14 protein-coding genes and 1 pseudogene are annotated in these 15,861 nt (G+C 74.2%); 8 read left to right on the plus strand and 7 right to left on the minus strand.

Annotated elements, in window-relative coordinates:
- Positions 1 to 54: 54 nt before the first annotated feature.
- Both hrpB and IE177_RS25500 read right to left on the minus strand, forming a co-directional pair.
- A complete protein-coding gene (hrpB, locus tag IE177_RS25495; RefSeq protein WP_190017759.1) occupies positions 55 to 2,577 on the minus strand; it encodes an ATP-dependent helicase HrpB in 2,523 nt (840 codons plus the stop codon).
- 97 nt (positions 2,578 to 2,674) lie between these two features.
- A complete protein-coding gene (locus IE177_RS25500) occupies positions 2,675 to 3,574 on the minus strand; it encodes a class I SAM-dependent methyltransferase (RefSeq protein ID WP_190017760.1) in 900 nt (299 codons plus the stop codon).
- A 303-nt stretch (positions 3,575 to 3,877) separates the two neighbouring features.
- Between IE177_RS25500 and rpsA the strand changes: the two genes are divergently transcribed.
- From rpsA to IE177_RS25520, 4 genes are all read left to right on the plus strand, one after another.
- Positions 3,878 to 5,371 (plus strand): 30S ribosomal protein S1, encoded by a 1,494-nt coding sequence (rpsA, locus tag IE177_RS25505; RefSeq protein WP_076090117.1) that lies wholly within the window; start codon positions 3,878 to 3,880, stop codon positions 5,369 to 5,371.
- 179 nt (positions 5,372 to 5,550) lie between these two features.
- Positions 5,551 to 6,489, plus strand: coding sequence for a PAC2 family protein (locus IE177_RS25510; RefSeq protein WP_190017761.1), 939 nt, complete (start codon positions 5,551 to 5,553; stop codon positions 6,487 to 6,489).
- A 155-nt stretch (positions 6,490 to 6,644) separates the two neighbouring features.
- Positions 6,645 to 7,292 carry a dephospho-CoA kinase gene (gene coaE / locus IE177_RS25515; RefSeq protein ID WP_190017762.1) on the plus strand — a complete coding sequence of 216 codons (648 nt, stop codon included), beginning with the start codon at positions 6,645 to 6,647 and terminating at the stop codon, positions 7,290 to 7,292.
- Between the two features lie 50 nt (positions 7,293 to 7,342).
- Positions 7,343 to 7,723, plus strand: coding sequence for a tetratricopeptide repeat protein (locus IE177_RS25520; RefSeq protein WP_190017763.1), 381 nt, complete (start codon positions 7,343 to 7,345; stop codon positions 7,721 to 7,723).
- A gap of 62 nt (positions 7,724 to 7,785) precedes the next feature.
- Here IE177_RS25520 and IE177_RS25525 read toward each other — a convergent pair whose 3' ends face one another.
- Complete coding sequence (locus IE177_RS25525; protein ID WP_190017764.1) at positions 7,786 to 8,082, minus strand: DUF6343 family protein; 297 nt, start codon at positions 8,080 to 8,082, stop codon at positions 7,786 to 7,788.
- 183 nt (positions 8,083 to 8,265) lie between these two features.
- Here IE177_RS25525 and IE177_RS25530 point away from each other — a divergent pair.
- Positions 8,266 to 8,693, plus strand: a pseudogene (locus IE177_RS25530) (hypothetical protein).
- Positions 8,694 to 8,739: 46 nt separating this feature from the next.
- On the opposite strand, the gene IE177_RS25535 reads toward IE177_RS25530, so the two are convergent.
- Complete coding sequence (locus tag IE177_RS25535; protein ID WP_190017765.1) at positions 8,740 to 9,468, minus strand: RNA-binding S4 domain-containing protein; 729 nt, start codon at positions 9,466 to 9,468, stop codon at positions 8,740 to 8,742.
- Between the two features lie 94 nt (positions 9,469 to 9,562).
- Between IE177_RS25535 and IE177_RS25540 the strand changes: the two genes are divergently transcribed.
- On the plus strand, positions 9,563 to 10,258 hold the full coding sequence (locus tag IE177_RS25540; protein WP_190017766.1) for a uracil-DNA glycosylase: 696 nt from the start codon (positions 9,563 to 9,565) through the stop codon (positions 10,256 to 10,258).
- A gap of 49 nt (positions 10,259 to 10,307) precedes the next feature.
- Here the strand turns inward: IE177_RS25540 and IE177_RS25545 are convergent, their stop codons facing one another.
- Positions 10,308 to 10,763: a GNAT family N-acetyltransferase gene (locus tag IE177_RS25545; RefSeq protein WP_190017767.1), complete on the minus strand. Its 456-nt coding sequence runs from the start codon at positions 10,761 to 10,763 to the stop codon at positions 10,308 to 10,310.
- Positions 10,760 to 11,179 (minus strand): RidA family protein, encoded by a 420-nt coding sequence (locus IE177_RS25550; protein WP_190017768.1) that lies wholly within the window; start codon positions 11,177 to 11,179, stop codon positions 10,760 to 10,762. Before IE177_RS25550 ends, IE177_RS25545 begins: the two co-directional genes overlap by 4 nt.
- A 405-nt stretch (positions 11,180 to 11,584) precedes the next feature.
- On the opposite strand from IE177_RS25550, the gene IE177_RS25555 reads away from it, so the two are divergent.
- Positions 11,585 to 13,561, plus strand: a complete 1,977-nt coding sequence (locus tag IE177_RS25555) for an FUSC family protein (RefSeq protein ID WP_190017769.1) — start codon at positions 11,585 to 11,587, stop codon at positions 13,559 to 13,561.
- A gap of 121 nt (positions 13,562 to 13,682) precedes the next feature.
- Positions 13,683 to 13,859: a DUF8839 family protein gene (locus IE177_RS25560; protein WP_190017770.1), complete on the plus strand. Its 177-nt coding sequence runs from the start codon at positions 13,683 to 13,685 to the stop codon at positions 13,857 to 13,859.
- A gap of 12 nt (positions 13,860 to 13,871) precedes the next feature.
- On the opposite strand, the gene IE177_RS25565 is transcribed toward IE177_RS25560, so the two are convergent.
- On the minus strand, positions 13,872 to 15,815 hold the full coding sequence (locus IE177_RS25565; RefSeq protein WP_190017771.1) for an ABC transporter ATP-binding protein: 1,944 nt from the start codon (positions 15,813 to 15,815) through the stop codon (positions 13,872 to 13,874).
- Between the last annotated feature and the right edge of the window lie 46 nt (positions 15,816 to 15,861).

Genomic DNA, 15,861 nt, shown 5'->3' on the forward strand with positions numbered 1-15,861 from the left:
GCTGCCGCCGCCCGCGGGACCCGCCACCGCACCGGACCGCGGAACCCGGCCCGGTCACCGCCTCAGCCGGGCGTTGGTGTGCCGCGTGGGCTCGGCACCCGCCGGGTCCTCGGGCCACGGATGCTTCGGGTAGCGCCCGCGCAGCTCCGCCCGGACGCCCCGGTAACCGTCCGCCCAGAAGGAGGCGAGGTCGGCCGTCACGGCGGCGGGCCGCCCGGCGGGGGACAGCAGGTGCACCAGCAGCGGCACCCCCGCCACGGCCGGCGTCTCGCTCAGCCCGAACATCTCCTGCAACTTGACCGCGAGCACCGGCCGCTCCGGATCCCGGTAGTCGATCCGGATCCTGGACCCGCTCGGCACGGTGATCCGCTCCGGCGCCAGCTCGTCCAGGCGCGCGGCGTCCCCGCTCGCCCAGGGCAGCAGCCGTGCGAGCGCCTGCCCCGCGTCGATCCGGGCGAGGTCGGCCCGCCGCCGGGCCCGGCTCAGCTCCGGCTCCAGCCACTCGTCCACGCGCGCGTGGAGCGCACCGTCCGACACCTCCGGCCACGGCGCCCCGAGGTGCGCCCGCAGGAACGCCAGCCGCTGCCGCAGCACCTCCGCCTCCGGCGACCAGCGCAGCAGCCCGAGCCCTTCCTGCCCGAGCCCCTGGAGCAGGGCGGCGCGCACGAGGGCCGGGTCGGCGTCCACCAGCGGCCGTACGGCCAGTTCGACGGCGCCCAGCCGTTCCACCCGGCGGGCCACGACATCCCCGCCGGACCAGTGCACCTCCTCGCGCTCCTCGAACAGCGTGCCGGCCGCGGCGAGCGCCACGTCCTGCGCGACGGCCGCCCCGAGCCGCACCCGCGCGAGCCCCTTCGAGGACGGCCGCTCGGCGACGGCGACGACGATCCAGGGCGCGCCCCGCAACGCCGACCCCTCATCGAGTTCCGCCCGGGTGCCGGAGACCATGAGGTACGACCCGCCGTCCGACCTGGCGACCCGCTCGGGGAAGGCGAGAGCGGCCACCAGCCCGGCACCCCCGTCCCAACCGGCCCCCGCACCCGGGGCGTCCGCCCGCGTCCGGCGGTCGTCGGCGTGCGGGCGGGAGGACCCGGCCGAGACGGCCCGCAGCCGCCGCACCTCCGCGGCCCACCGCCCCGCGTAGGCGTCGCCGCCGCGCCGGGCCCGCCGCAGCGCCTCGTCGAGATCGTCGCCGTACTCCCGGGGCGCCTCCTCGGACAGCAGCGCGACGGCCTCCGCCCCCTCACCGGACGTGTCCAGCAGCGCGCGCCCCAGCCGGGGGTGCACTCCCAGCCGGGCCAGCCGCACGCCCACCTCCGTGGCCCGGCCCGCGCCGTCCACCGCGCCCACGGCACGCAGGACGTCCCGTGCCGCCGCCATCGCCCCGCCCGGCGGCGGGTCCAGCAGTGCAAGACCCGAGGCGTCCGGATCACCCCAGCAGGCCGCCTGAAGGGCGAACGCGGTCAGGTCGGCCACCTTGATCTCCGGCGCCGGGAACGCCGGCAGGCGGACGTCCTCGGCCTGCGACCAGCACCGGTACACCACACCGGGCGCCTCACGCCCGGCCCGCCCCGCCCGCTGCCGCCCGGACGCCCGCGACGCCCGTACGGTCGTCAGCCCGCTCAGCCCCCGCGCGTGGTCCACCCGCGGCTCGCGCGCGAGCCCCGAGTCCACCACCACCCGTACCCCCGGCACCGTCAGCGACGACTCAGCCACGGACGTCGCCAGCACCACCCGGCGCCGCGCCCCGGGGGCCAGCACCGCGTCCTGCACGGCGGCCGGAGCCCGCCCGTGGACCTGCAGCACGTCCACGGTGTCCAGCCGACCCAGCCGCCCGGCCACGCGCGCGATCTCGCCCACGCCGGGCAGGAAGCAGAGCACGTCCCCCTCCCGCTCGGCCAGCGCCCGCAGCACCACCGACGCCACGTGCTCCAGCAGCGCGGGATCCACCCGCATCCCGTGCGGCGGCCGTACCGGGCGCGCCGCGGGCGCCCACACCGCCTCCACCGGGTGCGCCACGCCCGCCGCCTCGACCACGGGCGCATCGCCCAGCAGCCGCGCCCACCCCTCGGCGTCCGTGGTCGCCGACGCCGCCACCAGCCGCAGCTCGGGCCGCAGCGCCTGCCGTACGTCCCACAGGAACGCCGCCACCGTGTCGGCGTCCAGATGCCGCTCGTGGCACTCGTCGAGGACGACGACGTCGACGCCGGCCAGCTCCTGGTCGCGTTGCAGCCGCTGCAGCAGCACACCGGTCGTGACGACCTCCACGCGCGTGTGCCGTCCCACGGCCCGTTCGCCGCGCACCGTGAAGCCCACGCTCTCGCCGGGCCTCTCGCCCAGCAGCCACGCCATCCGCCGGGCCGCCGCCCGTGCCGCGATCCGGCGCGGCTCGGCCACCACGACCCGCCGGGCGGGACCGTCGCCGACCAGCCCCGCCAGCACGAGCGGCACCAGCGTCGTCTTGCCGGTGCCGGGCGGCGCCACGAGCACGGCGGTGCCGCGACCCTCCAGGGCGTCGGTCAGGGCGGGCAGGGCGGAGCGCACGGGCAGCGCGTCCAGGGCGTCGTAACGGATCACGCCTCCAGTGTCGTACGACGGCCGGAACGACCTCCACGCACGCGTGTGCGCCGGTTCCGGGTCCGGGCCGACGCGCGCGCACGCGCGCGTGGAGGTCTCAGTCCCGCTCGCACACGAAGATCGCCGTACCCGGGATCAGGTTCCCGCGCAGCGGGGACCACCCGCCCCACTCGGTGGTGTTCCAGGCCGGCCACTCCGGCTCCACCAGGTCCACCAGCCGGAAGCCCGTGGCCGCGATGTCCCGGACCCGGTCGCCGAGGGTGCGGTGGTGCTCCACGTAGACCGCGCGGCCCTCCTCGTCCTGCTCGACGTAGGGCGTCCGGTCGAAGTAGGAGGAGGACACCGACAGGCCGTCCGGGCCGGGCTCGTCCGGGAACGCCCAGCGGACCGGGTGGGTCACGGAGAACACGAACCGTCCCCCGGGCCGCAGCACGCGCCGCACCTCGCGCAGCACCAGCCGCGGGTCGGCGACGAACGGCAGCGCCCCGTACGCGGAGCACGCCAGGTCGAAGGACGCGTCCGCGAAGGGCAGCGCACCGGCGTCGGCGCAGACGAGGGGGAACGGCCCGCCGATCCGCAGCGCGTGCTGCAGCTGGCGGTGCGAGAGGTCCAGAGCCACCGGGCGGGCCCCCTGGGCGGCCAGCCAGCGCGAGCACTGCGCCGCGCCGGCGCCGATCTCCAGGACGTCCCTGCCCTTGAGGTCCTCCGCCGGGCCCAGCAGCTCCGCCTCCACCTCGTCGAGGCCCTCCGGGCACCACACGAAGCGGTCGTCGCCGAGGAACGTGCCGTGCTCGTGCTGGTACTCGTCGGCGTTGCGGTCCCACCAGCCCCGGTTGGCCCGTGCGCTCTCCGCCACACCGGCGTCACGGCGGGTGGCCTCCGGTTCGGGCCCCTCGGGCTCTCCGGGTTCGTAAGGTTCCGGCTCTTGGATGATGGGCTCCCTCGTCGTACTCTTCCGTCCAACCCGCCGGGGGGCGACTCGCCGAAGCGATCCCACGGGCCCGCACGGCCTTCGGGAAGGATTCCCGTGCCGGGATTGCGGCGATGCGCCCCGGGTGCGCGCTTCGCGCATTGACCCTGCCCGGCTGCCCCCGTATGCTACAAGTTGCGCTGCGGGCCTGCGCACCTCAGACGTAGCAGGCTGCGCTCGCATCTGTTGTATGTCCCCTCGGTTGTCGAGGCGCCATCGCCAGTTCCTGGTGGGGCGCTTCCTTGGCTGTCCGGCTTCTGCAGAGCGAAACGGGCTCCCGGCGTAAGCAGTACCTACGACTTCAATGTCCGTACCGGAGCCCTTTCCCACATGACGAGCAGCACCGAGACCACCGCCACCACCCCGCAGGTAGCGGTCAACGACATCGGTAACGAGGAAGCCTTCCTCGCCGCGATCGACGAGACGATCAAGTACTTCAACGACGGCGACATCGTCGACGGCGTCATCGTGAAGGTCGACCGGGACGAGGTCCTGCTCGACATCGGTTACAAGACCGAAGGTGTCATCCCGAGCCGCGAGCTCTCGATCAAGCACGACGTCGACCCGAACGAGGTCGTCGCCGTCGGTGACGAGATCGAGGCCCTGGTCCTCCAGAAGGAGGACAAGGAAGGCCGCCTGATCCTCTCGAAGAAGCGCGCCCAGTACGAGCGTGCCTGGGGCACCATCGAGAAGATCAAGGAAGAGGACGGCATCGTCACCGGCACCGTCATCGAGGTCGTCAAGGGTGGTCTCATCCTCGACATCGGCCTCCGTGGCTTCCTGCCGGCCTCCCTCGTCGAGATGCGCCGTGTCCGCGACCTCCAGCCCTACGTGGGCAAGGAGCTCGAGGCGAAGATCATCGAGCTGGACAAGAACCGCAACAACGTGGTCCTGTCCCGCCGTGCCTGGCTGGAGCAGACCCAGTCCGAGGTCCGCCAGACGTTCCTCACGACCCTGCAGAAGGGTCAGGTCCGCTCCGGTGTGGTCTCCTCGATCGTCAACTTCGGTGCCTTCGTGGACCTGGGTGGCGTCGACGGTCTGGTCCACGTCTCCGAGCTGTCCTGGAAGCACATCGACCACCCCTCCGAGGTCGTCGAGGTCGGCCAGGAGGTCACGGTCGAGGTCCTCGACGTCGACATGGACCGCGAGCGCGTCTCCCTGTCGCTGAAGGCGACCCAGGAAGACCCGTGGCAGCAGTTCGCCCGCACCCACCAGATCGGCCAGGTCGTGCCCGGCAAGGTCACGAAGCTGGTTCCGTTCGGTGCGTTCGTCCGCGTGGACGAGGGCATCGAGGGTCTGGTCCACATCTCCGAGCTGGCCGAGCGCCACGTGGAGATCCCGGAGCAGGTCGTCCAGGTCAACGACGAGATCTTCGTCAAGGTCATCGACATCGACCTCGAGCGCCGTCGCATCAGCCTCTCGCTGAAGCAGGCCAACGAGTCCTTCGGTGCCGACCCGGCCTCGGTCGAGTTCGACCCGACCCTGTACGGCATGGCCGCGTCCTACGACGACCAGGGCAACTACATCTACCCCGAGGGCTTCGACCCCGAGACCAACGACTGGCTCGAGGGCTACGAGAAGCAGCGCGAGGAGTGGGAGCGCCAGTACGCCGAGGCGCAGCAGCGCTTCGAGCAGCACCAGCAGCAGGTCATCAAGTCCCGCGAGGCCGACGCCGCCGCTGCCGCCGAGGGCGGCGAGGCCGCCGCTCCGGCCGCGTCGGGTGGCGGTTCGTACTCCTCCGAGGGTGCGGACACCTCCGGTGCCCTGGCCTCGGACGAGGCGCTTGCCGCGCTGCGCGAGAAGCTGGCCGGCGGCCAGAGCTGATCGCCGGCCGCTGGGCTTAGCCGATAGTGCCGAGGGCCGTACCTTCCGGGGTACGGCCCTTCGGCATGTCCGGAACGCATCCTCGCCCGGCGTCCTGATCCGTGATCACCGGCGTGTCATGGGAATGACCGTGATCCCGGCCGTGTTGTCGATGACGAACACGAGGAGGAGCGGTCACAGTGCTTGATCCGCAGGGTTTGTACGCATGGGAGCCGAAGGGCCTCGCCGTGGTCGACATGGCGCTCGCCCAGGAGTCGGCCGGCCTTGTCATGCTCTACCACTTCGACGGATACATCGACGCGGGCGAGACCGGCGACCAGATCGTCGACCGGCTGCTCGACTCACTGCCCCACCAGGTCGTGGCCCGGTTCGACCACGACCGGCTCGTCGACTACCGGGCCCGCCGGCCCCTGCTGACCTTCAAGCGGGACCGCTGGGACGACTTCGAGGTCCCGGCCATCGAGGTCCGCCTCGTCCAGGACGCCACGGGGGCCCCCTTCCTGCTGCTGTCCGGTCCCGAACCGGACGTGGAGTGGGAGCGGTTCGCGGCGGCCGTACGGCAGATCGTGGAGCGCCTCGGCGTCCGCATGTCCGTGAACTTCCACGGCATCCCCATGGGCGTCCCGCACACCCGTCCGGTGGGCCTCACCCCGCACGGCAACCGCACCGACCTCGTCCCCGGCCACCGCAGCCCCTTCGACGAGGCCCAGGTGCCCGGCAGCGCCGAGTCGCTGGTCGAGTACCGCCTCATGGAGGCCGGGCACGACGTCCTCGGCGTCGCCGCGCACGTCCCGCACTACGTCGCGCGTTCCCCGTACCCGGACGCCGCCCTGACCGTCCTCGAGGCGATCACGGCCGCCACCGGGCTGGTGCTGCCCGGCGTCGCCCATTCCCTGCGCACGGACGCGCACCGGACGCAGACGGAGATCGAACGGCAGATCCAGGAGGGCGACGAGGAACTGACCGCGCTCGTCCAGGGCCTGGAGCACCAGTACGACGCCGCGGCGGGCGCCGAGACCCGCGGCAACATGCTCGCCGAGCCCGTGGAGATCCCGTCGGCCGACGAGATCGGCCGCGAGTTCGAGCGGTTCCTCGCGGAACGCGAGGGCGACAGCTAGGACAGGCCCCTCAACGCCCACCGCGCGGCACAGCGGGACGGGCCGGACGGCACGGCCGGAGGAGCCGCGGGGCACAGCGGGAAGGGCCGGGTGGCAGAGCAGGGAGCGCCGGGCCGGGGACAGTCCCGCCGGCGACAGGGCCTAAGCTTCCGCTCATGCTGAAAGTGGGCCTGACCGGCGGCATCGGCGCCGGCAAGAGCGAGGTGTCGCGGCTGCTGGTGGAGCACGGGGCCGTGCTGATCGACGCGGACCGCATCGCGCGCGAGGTCGTGGCGCCCGGCACCCCCGGCCTCGCCGCCGTCGTGGAGGCCTTCGGCGAGGACGTCCTCGCCGCCGACGGCAGCCTCGACCGGCCCCGGCTCGGCTCCATCGTCTTCGCCCGGCCCGACCGGCTGGCCGTCCTGAACTCGATCGTCCACCCCCTGGTGGGCGCCCGCTCCCACGAGCTGGAGACCGCCGCCCCCGAAGACGCCGTGGTGATCCACGACGTCCCGCTCCTCACCGAGAACGGCCTCGCGCCGCTCTACGACGTCGTGATCGTCGTCGACGCGAGCCCCACGACCCAGCTCGACCGGCTGGTGCGGCTGCGCGGGATGACCGAGGAGGACGCACGCGCGCGCATGGCGGCACAGGCGAGCCGCGAGCAGCGCCGCGACATCGCGGACGTCGTCATCGACAACGACGTGCCTCTGGACGCGCTGCGCGAGCGTGTCGCCGAGGTGTGGGACGACCTCGTGCGCCGGGCACACGCGGGCCGGGAGGGAAGCGGGGACGCCGGCCCGCGGGCTGGGAGCGCGGAATAAGGGGCGCGCCCGCGGGCGTTGAAGCGGCGGAGCGAGGGAAGGATTCCGCCGTGCCCGAGACCAGCGGTTCCGCCGGACGTACACCGGAGACGCATGTCATCGACTTCCGTGCCGCCGAGCACCTGCTCAACGCACGGGACCCGCGGGGCGCGGTGAAACTGCTCGACGGAGTGATCGCCGCGCACCCGGAGAACACCGCCGCCCGCCTGCTGCGCGCCCGCGCCTTCTTCGCGGCGGCACAACTGCGACCCGCCGAGCTGGAGTTCACCATCGTGCTGGAGCGCGAGCCGGACAACGCGTTCGCGCACTTCGCCCTGGCCCGCACCTACGAGCGCCAGGGCCGCCCCGACCAGGCCAAACGCCACTTCCGGCTGGCGGCAGCGCTCGACCCCAACCCGCAGTACCTGAAGGCGGCCCACTTCGACGACTGACGGCCGGCCGGCACGCGTCGCGTCCTCGACCGGCCCGTCACGCCCCTGCTCACGCCCCTGCATCACGGATGCCGGTGCCTGGGCGGTCCCTGGTACGGGGGTCCCGGGTCCGGCGGCCGGTACGGCGGCACGTCCGGGCCCGGCTGGTAGTGCGGGCCCTGCCGCATGTGTCTGAGGATCAGGGCCATGTCGAGGGTGACCACCAGCCACAGCACCCCGCAGGCCGCCGCCCAGCCCGGGCGCCCGGCGAGCGCGAAGGCCGCCGTGCCGAACGTCGCCCAGACCAGCCCCCACACGCTCAGCCAGAACCGCGCCCGCAGTGCACTGCGGGCGGTCACCGGCTCACTGCCCGTACGCATCGGATCACCGCTCCTCCTTGAAACGTACTCTCCGATGCGGGCGGGCATCAATCGGACTGGCGCCCACCTGCCGGCCGCACGGCGTCCCGGGCAGGAATGGTTCCCGTTCCGGACCGGACAGCTCGAACGAGTGAACGCCGGCCGGCTGGGAACGGCCGTGCGATGACGGGCCGTTGTCCGGGCATGACGGTCGAAATGCGTGAGGGACACGAGGGCACCGGACCCGGTGCGATCACCCCGGACGGACGCGCGGTCGAGCTGTACGACCGGCTGCCGGTGGGCGACGAGCCGGACATCATCACCGCGGCGGTACCGGCCGGCGCGCACATCCTGGAGCTGGGCAGCGGAGTGGGCCGAATGACCCACGCCCTGCTGGAACGCGGCTTCACGGTCACGGCGGTGGACGAGTCCGCCGACATGAGCCCGTCGGAGACGGGGTCGACTCGGTCCGGGCCGAGTACCTGTTCCCGGACGCGGTCTGGACCCAGACGTTCCTGTCCCGGCCTCTGACCGCGGAGCAGTTCGAGTCGGCGCTGGCGGAAGCGGGACTGGAGCTGGACGCCTGTCTGACAGCGGACGGCATGTGGGTGAGAGCCGTACCGACGGCATAGCGGGACGTGGGCCGGCGATGCCGTCCGCCCGGCCGCAGACGCCGGCCTAGTGCCCCCGGGAGCCTCCCCCGGATCCCCGGTGACCGCCTTGACCACCGGACCGTCGGGAACCACCTGTTCCCCCTGATCCCCGGGGGCCGTCCGGGCCGCCTGGTCCGCCCTGTCCACCCGGCCCACCCTGTGGGCCCGGGCCGCCGGGACCGGCGAAGCCGGCGTACCCGCCGTATGCTCCGGGGCCGGCCGGGCCGGTGAGGCCGCGGAGGCGCTCCATGTCGCGGCGGTCGCGTTTGGTGGGGCGGCCGGCGCCCCGGTCGCGCAGACCGGCCGGGGCGAAGGCCTCACGGGGCGGAGGCGGAGGGGAGTTGTCGATGTAGCACTCGACGGCCACGGGCGCGCCGACCCGCTTGCGGATGAGCCGTTTGACGATCACGATCCGCTCCCGGCCCTCGTTCCGCAGGCGCACCTCGTCGCCGACCCGCACGGAGTAGGCGGGTTTCACCCGCTCGCCGTTGACGTGCACGTGGCCGCCTCGGCAGGCGGCGGCCCCCAGGGAGCGCGTCTTGATCAGGCGTACGGCCCAGATCCAGCTGTCGATGCGCACCGTTTCGCCGGCGGCCGGTCCCGAAGCCTCGGCGGCGGCCACCGCGGCGGCCACCTTCGGGTCGAGCGGACGCTCGCCGGTGGTGCCGGGGCCCCCGGCATCCCGGGCAGAGCTCGTCCCACCGGGCCCGCCCGTCCCACGGGTCACGTTCTCGTCCGCATCCTCGGAAGCCATGTCCCGACCTTAACTCCACGGGACGCAGGAGCCGGAGGTGTTTTCCGGGGGCCGCACCCGCCGTGTTCCGTGCTGCGCCCCCTACGGTTGCCTTATGGACGACAGCAGTGCCCTCGCCCGGCTCGACCGTCGCGTCGCGGACTGCGGAGCCTGCCCCCGGCTGGTCGGCTGGCGGGAGGAGGTCGCCCGGACCAAGCGGGCCGCGTTCGCCGACTGGACGTACTGGGGGCGGCCGGTGCCCGGCTTCGGACCGGCGGACGCCCGGCTGGTGATCATCGGGCTGGCGCCGGCCGCGCACGGCGGCAACCGTACCGGCCGGATGTTCACCGGTGACCGCTCCGGGGACGTGCTCTACCAGGCGCTGTACGACGTGGGGCTCGCCTCGCAGCCCACCTCCGTCGCCATCGACGACGGCCTGAGCCTGTACGGCGTCCGCGTCACCGCGCCCGTGCACTGTGCCCCGCCCGCCAACAAGCCCACCCCGGGCGAACGCGACACGTGCCGCCCCTGGCTGGTCCAGGAGCTGACGCTGCTGCGCCCGACGCTGCGGGCCGCGGTGGTCCTCGGTGCCTTCGGCTGGCAGGCCGCGCTGCCCGCGTTCGCCGAGGCGGGCTGGTCCGTGCCCCGCCCCCGCCCGGCCTTCGCCCACGGCACCCGGGTCGCCCTCGACGGCCTCGACCTCTTCGGCTGCTTCCACGTCAGCCAGCGCAACACCTTCACCGGCAGGCTCACCGCCGAGATGCTGCGCGAGGTGCTGCGCACGGCGGCGGACGCGGCCGGACTGCCGTAGCGGGATCAGCGGGCGGTGACCGGGGGCGGGGGCGTCGCCGCCGATGCGCTCAGGGCCGCCAGACGTAGCGCACGTCCGGTTCCCGCTCCTCGTTGCCGCTGCCGTCGGTGAACTCGACGGCGGTGAAGCCGTGCCGCTCGTAGAAGCGGTGGGCGGGCCTGTTGACCTGGAAGGTCCACAGCGTCAGCCCGCCCGGGCTGCGCTCCTTGGCCAGTGCGACGAACCGGTCGCCGAGGCCCCGACCCCGCCACCCGGGGTCCAGGTACAGCTGGGACAGCAGGTCGCCGTCGAGGACCATGAGGCCGACGACGCCGGTCCCGCCGGCCTCCGCCACCCACGTCTCCCGCAGGGGCACCACGACGTCCCGGATGTAGGCCCGTACGTCGTCGTCGGTGTGCGGCCGGACGACCGTGGGCAGCGCGGCGGTGAAGGACCGCAGCCAGACGTCGGCGGCGGCCCGGGCGTCGGCCGCCGTGGCCCGGCGCAGCACGACCGGACCCGTCACCGGTCGCCCCCCGTCCGCTCCGGCACCATCGCCGTGGCCGTGATCTCCACCAGCTGCCCGGTGTAACCGAGGCAGGAGACGCCGAGCAGCGTGGAGGAGTGGGGGCCCCCGCTCAGCCCGGACGCCTCGACGACGTCCCACACCGCGGACAGCACCGAGGGCTCGTCGCTCACCACGTACACCTCCGTGACGACCACGTGCGCCAGGTCGCTGCCGACGGCGGCCAGCTGTTCCCGGAGGTTGGCGATCACCCGCTCGGCCTGCCGTACGGGGTCGCCCGGACCGACGACGTCCCCCTTCTCGTCGAGCGGTACGGCTCCGGCGAGGAACGCGAGCTTCGTGCCGGCCTCGACGACGGAGGCGTGGGAGTAGGTGGGCGGCGGGAAGAGCCCGGGCGCGGTCACTCGCCGGATCATGGCGGCTCCTGGAAGTCGGGGGAGGACGGGTGCGGAAACGGGTGCGGACGTCGGGACGGGTGCGGGACGTCGGGGCACGGCGGCGGGGCCGGGACGACGGCTTCCCGATCCTCCGCGACCCGTGCGGCCGCGCGCACCCCGTTTTCGCGGCCGGCGGGCGCCCGGCAACGCTGCGGCCCGCGACCGGAGCCGAAGGATCACCGCTGGGGCGAGGCGTTCGTCCCGGGTGCCGCGCTCCTTCGGTCACCGGCCGCCCCGGCACCTTTCACCTCACTGAAACGTGATGGTTTCGCTCATCCGGGGAACGCGCCGTACCGTGGGTGTCCACACGTCGCAGCCCCCTCGCGGGCACCGACCCGTGGAACACAGCCCGGCCACTGTCGTCCGGAGGCACCCCGCCCCCGAATGAACAGGAGCCCCGTGTCCCGGCCCGCCGCACCCCCCTGGCTCGCCCACGCCCTCCGTGCCCAGCGCGGTCCCGTGCCCTGGAGCGCGATGACGCGGGGCGCGCTCGCGGCCGGCCCGCTGCTGCTCGCCGGTGTGCTCGGCGGACGGACGGCCGCCGGGGTGATCGCCGCCATCGCCGCGATGCTCGCCGGGATCAACGACCGGCCCGGCAGCCGGCGCGCCTCCGTCAAGCGGCTCGGCGTGCCCGCCCTGGCCGGGGCCCTCGGGCTGCTCGTGGGCACGTGTGCGGGGCAGGGGATGTCCGCCGTACCGCTGACCCTGGCGCTCACCGGGCTCGGCCTGGCCGCCGGCGCCCTCAGCGCGGTCGGGCCCGTCGCCTCCGCCGCGGGCACCCAGCTGCTGGTCGCCGCCGCCGTCGGTGCCGGCATGCCGGCGGCCGAGAGCGGCTGGCAGCGTGCCCTCGCCTTCCTCGCCGGCGCGGGCTGGCTGATCCTGCTCCGGCTCGTCCTGCCCACGCCCGGCTCGCTCGCGGGGGACTTCCGCTTCGACGGGGAGCGGGCGGCGGTCGCCGGCGTCTACGACGCGATCGCCGCGCTCGTCGACTCCGTGGGCGGCGAGCACGCCACCGCCCGGCGGGCCGCGCTCACCGCCGCCCTCGACCATGCCCAGGACGCCCTGGCCGGGCCCCGGCTGCGCCGGTACGCCAGTTCCGCCGCGGAGCGCCGGCTGCGCGCCCAGTACGCGGCCGCGCTGCCCCTCGCCGAGGCCGCCACCGCCCTTTTCTGGGCCGGGGAGCCCGTCGCGGCACGGGCGGCGGAAGGTGCCCGGCGACTCGCCGCCGCCGTGCGCGGCAACACCGGCGCCGGCCCGCTGCCCGCCCCGCACCGGTCCGCCCCGGCACTGCGCGCCCTCGACGACGCCCTGCTGCGCGCCGCGGCGACCTTCGACCGCGCCGAGGGCACGCACCACCGGCTGCTCGCCCGGCGGCGGAGCGTGCAGAACGCGGTGCGGGCAGCGTTCGGCGCGGGCGGACGCGAGTACGGGCTGCGGGTCGCCCTCTGCTTCGGCGGCAGCGCGGCCATCGCCCAGGCCCTGCACCACGCCCGCTGGTACGGGCATCACCAGCACTGGTACTGGCTGCCCGCCACCGCCGTCTTCCTCGTCAAGCCCGATCTCGGGCCGCTCGCCTCCCGTGTGCTGTGCCGGGCCGCCGGAACCGTGCTGGGCGCCGTGGTGTTCGCCGGCTTCGCCGCGCTGCTGCCGCGGCCGGAGGGGCTGATCGCGCTGGTCGCGGTGTGCGGGGCGGCCGTCCCGCTCGCCACCCGGCACTTCGGCGCTCTGACCGCCGTCATCACCGTCCTCGTGCTCGCGCTGGTCATGGTCGGGGGAGAGCCCGAAGCCTCCGTCAGCCGGATCGGCGAGACCATGCTGGCCTGCGGGCTGGTGCTGATCGTCGGGCATCTGCCGATGCCGGGGCAGCGCGGCGGCGGGGTGCGGTCCCGGCTCACCGTGGCCGGTGACGCCGCACACGCCTACCTCGTGCACGTCGTCGGCGAGTCGGGTGACTCCGTCGCTCCCTCGGGCGAGTCCGCTTCCTCGGGTGCGGCCGCTCTCGCGGGTGAGTACGGCCCGCCTGGTGGCTTCCGCCCGTCCGGCGACCGCGCAGAGCGGTGGGCGCTGCGCCGGGAGGCCTACCGCACCCTCGCCGAGGCCCGTACCGCCATCGCCGTGGCCGCCGCCGAACTGCCCGCCCTCGCCAGGCACACCGAGGGCACGGACGCCGTCGCGGTCCTCCTGGAACGGCTCGTGGACACGACCACGGCCTGCGCCGTCCACCTCGACGACACCGGCAGGCTCACCGCCCGCCACCGTGAACAGTTGCGGGAGGCGCTGGAAGAGCTGCGGGCGCACGGCGTGCTGCCGCTGTCGCCGCCCGTCGTCGATGTGGAGCGTGCGGTTCGTGTCACCACGTGAACGGACTCTCACGGTCCGCGCCGAAGGCGTGTCGGCAATGTCTCAGTCCGGTCACCGAGCGAGGCCTTTTCCCTCTCCGGAGCGTTCACTCCAACAGGTACAACGCTTCTGGAGGTGCGAGATGGTGAACGGGCGAACGGTGCTCGAACGCTTTCCCGCCGGTGGTCCGCGGGGATCCTGGCCCGCGGAGGAGTTCGCCCACGCACGGCGTCTGGAGGGCCTGCCGGCCGAAGTCGTCATGGACCTCGCCACGGACACGTTCCTGGTGATCGTCCGCGGGGGCGTCGCCGTCGAGTGACGCCGGGCCGGCTCAGGCCGGCTTCGGCGCCGGCACCGTCGCACCGAACTGATCCGCCTGCAGGGCGTAGAGCTCGGCGTAGACGCCGCCCCTCGCCAGCAGCTCCTCCGGGGAGCCGGACTCCACCAGCCGCCCGTGCTCCAGCACGTGCACCACGTCGGCATGCCGGACCGAGGCCAGCCGGTGGGTGATCAGGACGACGGTCTGCCCGCTGCCCGCCAGTGCCCGGATCTTCTCGAACACCTCCAGTTCGGCCCGGGCGTCCAGCGCGGCGGTCGGCTCGTCCACGATCAGGATCTGTCCGCGCCGGTAGGCGGCCCGGGCGATGCCCAGCCGCTGCCACTGCCCGCCCGACAGCTCGTGCCCGCCGCTGAAGTGCCGGGCCAGCAGGGTGTCCAGGCCGCGCGGCAGATCCGCGACCACCTCCCCGGCGCCGGCCTCGGCGATCGACGCGGCCAGCCGCTCCTCCGTCATCGGCGCGGCGGGGCGGCCCACGGCCACGTTCACCCGGGCGGTGAACGGCCAGCGTTTGAAGTCCTGCGCCACCATCGCGATGCGCTCGGCCAGCAGCCGCCGGTCGGCCCGCGCGGTGTCCACGCCGTCCCAGAGGATCCGGCCCCGGTCCGGTGTGTACAGGCCCGCGAGCAGCTTGACCAGTGTGGTCTTGCCCGAGCCGTTCTCGCCGACGAGCGCGATGATCCGGCCCACGGGGAGCGTGAGGGTGACGTCGTCCAGGGCCGGCCGGGCGGCATCACCCGGATAGCTGAACGTGACGTTCTCGAACCGGATCTCCGCCGGGTCCTCCGGGAGGGCCTCACCGCCCGTGGGAATGGCGCGCTCGGCCGCCTCGGCGTACAGCCGTTCCAGATCGCCCACGAACAGGGCCTCCTCGTGCAGCTGGTTGATCTGCAGCACGAGCGTGTCCAGGCTGGCCGAGCCGGTCCGGATCGCCAGCACCGCGGTACCGGCCACGGACAGGGCCATCGCGTCGGCCAGCAGCAGCGCGCCCAGCGTGGCGTACGTCGCGAGCGTGGCGAGGCCCGTCCAGGCCGCCGCGATCAGCCCGGTCCGGGCGGCCAGCCGGGCCAGCCGGGCCTGTTCCGCCTCCGCCGTCTCCGACATGGCCCGGAAGTGCCGCAGCAGGAACGGGCCCACCCCGTGCACCCGGACCTCCGGAGCCGCGTCCGGCTCGGTGAGCAGGCTGCTGATCAGCTCGCCGGCACGGGCGTGCTGCACCCACGTGTGGAACGACTCATAGCGCCGCCGGGCGTTGGTCAGCGCGCTCCAGGCGCTGGGCAGGGTCATGGTGACCAGCAGCGGCAGCAGTGCCGGATGCAGCACGGTCAGCACGCCCGCCGCGGCGATCAGCGAGATCATCGCGTTGATCACCTCGGTGCCGAAGCCGATCATGCGCCGGGCCGACCGGGCGCCGTAGCGCGCGGTGTCCAGCAGCTTGTGGAAGGCGTGGTCCTCGATCGCGGCCAGCTCCACGTTGGCCGCCCGCTCCAGGTACAGCTCGGTCGCCACCCGCTCCACCTTGGGCTCGAGCCGGCCGGTGGCGTAGGTGGTGGCCGCCCGCAGCAGCGCGGTCACCAGCATCACGGCGGCGACGACGATCAGGGCGGGCGCGGCCGAGCGCAGCCGCTGAGCGATGTCCGGTCCGGTGAGCAGCTCGCCGAGCGCGCTGTTCACGGCCAGCAGGCCCACCGCCTGGGCCGCGCCCCGGCCGACCTCGGCGGCCAGCACGGTGCGAGCGGCCCGTGGGTCGGCCTGCCGGGCCAGCCGGAGGCTGGAGACCAGCATGCCGGGCAGGCGGACCACCATCGCGCGGAAGTTCAGCTGCAGGAAGGCGTCCGAGTGCTTGTTCCAGCCCGTGTCGTACCGCAGCAGTCCCCCGAACAGCAACTGCTCCGAGTCCGACACCACGGGCTCGGCCGCCCCCCGTCTCTTCCCCACCCTGACCTCCCCACCGTGACGGAACGGCCACTATCGCGGGCGCACC

It is taken from the genome of Streptomyces lucensis JCM 4490, assembly GCF_014650035.1.
Taxonomy (GTDB): Bacteria; Actinomycetota; Actinomycetes; order Streptomycetales; family Streptomycetaceae; genus Streptomyces; species Streptomyces lucensis.

Excerpts from the sequence above, each read along its gene's own strand:
- rpsA (WP_076090117.1), top strand. The coding sequence starts at position 3,878 with ATGACGAGCAGCACCGAGACCACCGCCACCACCCCGCAGGTAGCGGTC.
- coaE (WP_190017762.1), top strand. The coding sequence starts at position 6,645 with ATGCTGAAAGTGGGCCTGACCGGCGGCATCGGCGCCGGCAAGAGCGAG.
- IE177_RS25525 (WP_190017764.1), bottom strand. The coding sequence starts at position 8,082 with ATGCGTACGGGCAGTGAGCCGGTGACCGCCCGCAGTGCACTGCGGGCG.
- IE177_RS25535 (WP_190017765.1), bottom strand. The coding sequence starts at position 9,468 with ATGGCTTCCGAGGATGCGGACGAGAACGTGACCCGTGGGACGGGCGGG.
- IE177_RS25540 (WP_190017766.1), top strand. The coding sequence starts at position 9,563 with ATGGACGACAGCAGTGCCCTCGCCCGGCTCGACCGTCGCGTCGCGGAC.
- IE177_RS25550 (WP_190017768.1), bottom strand. The coding sequence starts at position 11,179 with ATGATCCGGCGAGTGACCGCGCCCGGGCTCTTCCCGCCGCCCACCTAC.
- IE177_RS25555 (WP_190017769.1), top strand. The coding sequence starts at position 11,585 with ATGAACAGGAGCCCCGTGTCCCGGCCCGCCGCACCCCCCTGGCTCGCC.
- IE177_RS25560 (WP_190017770.1), top strand. The coding sequence starts at position 13,683 with ATGGTGAACGGGCGAACGGTGCTCGAACGCTTTCCCGCCGGTGGTCCG.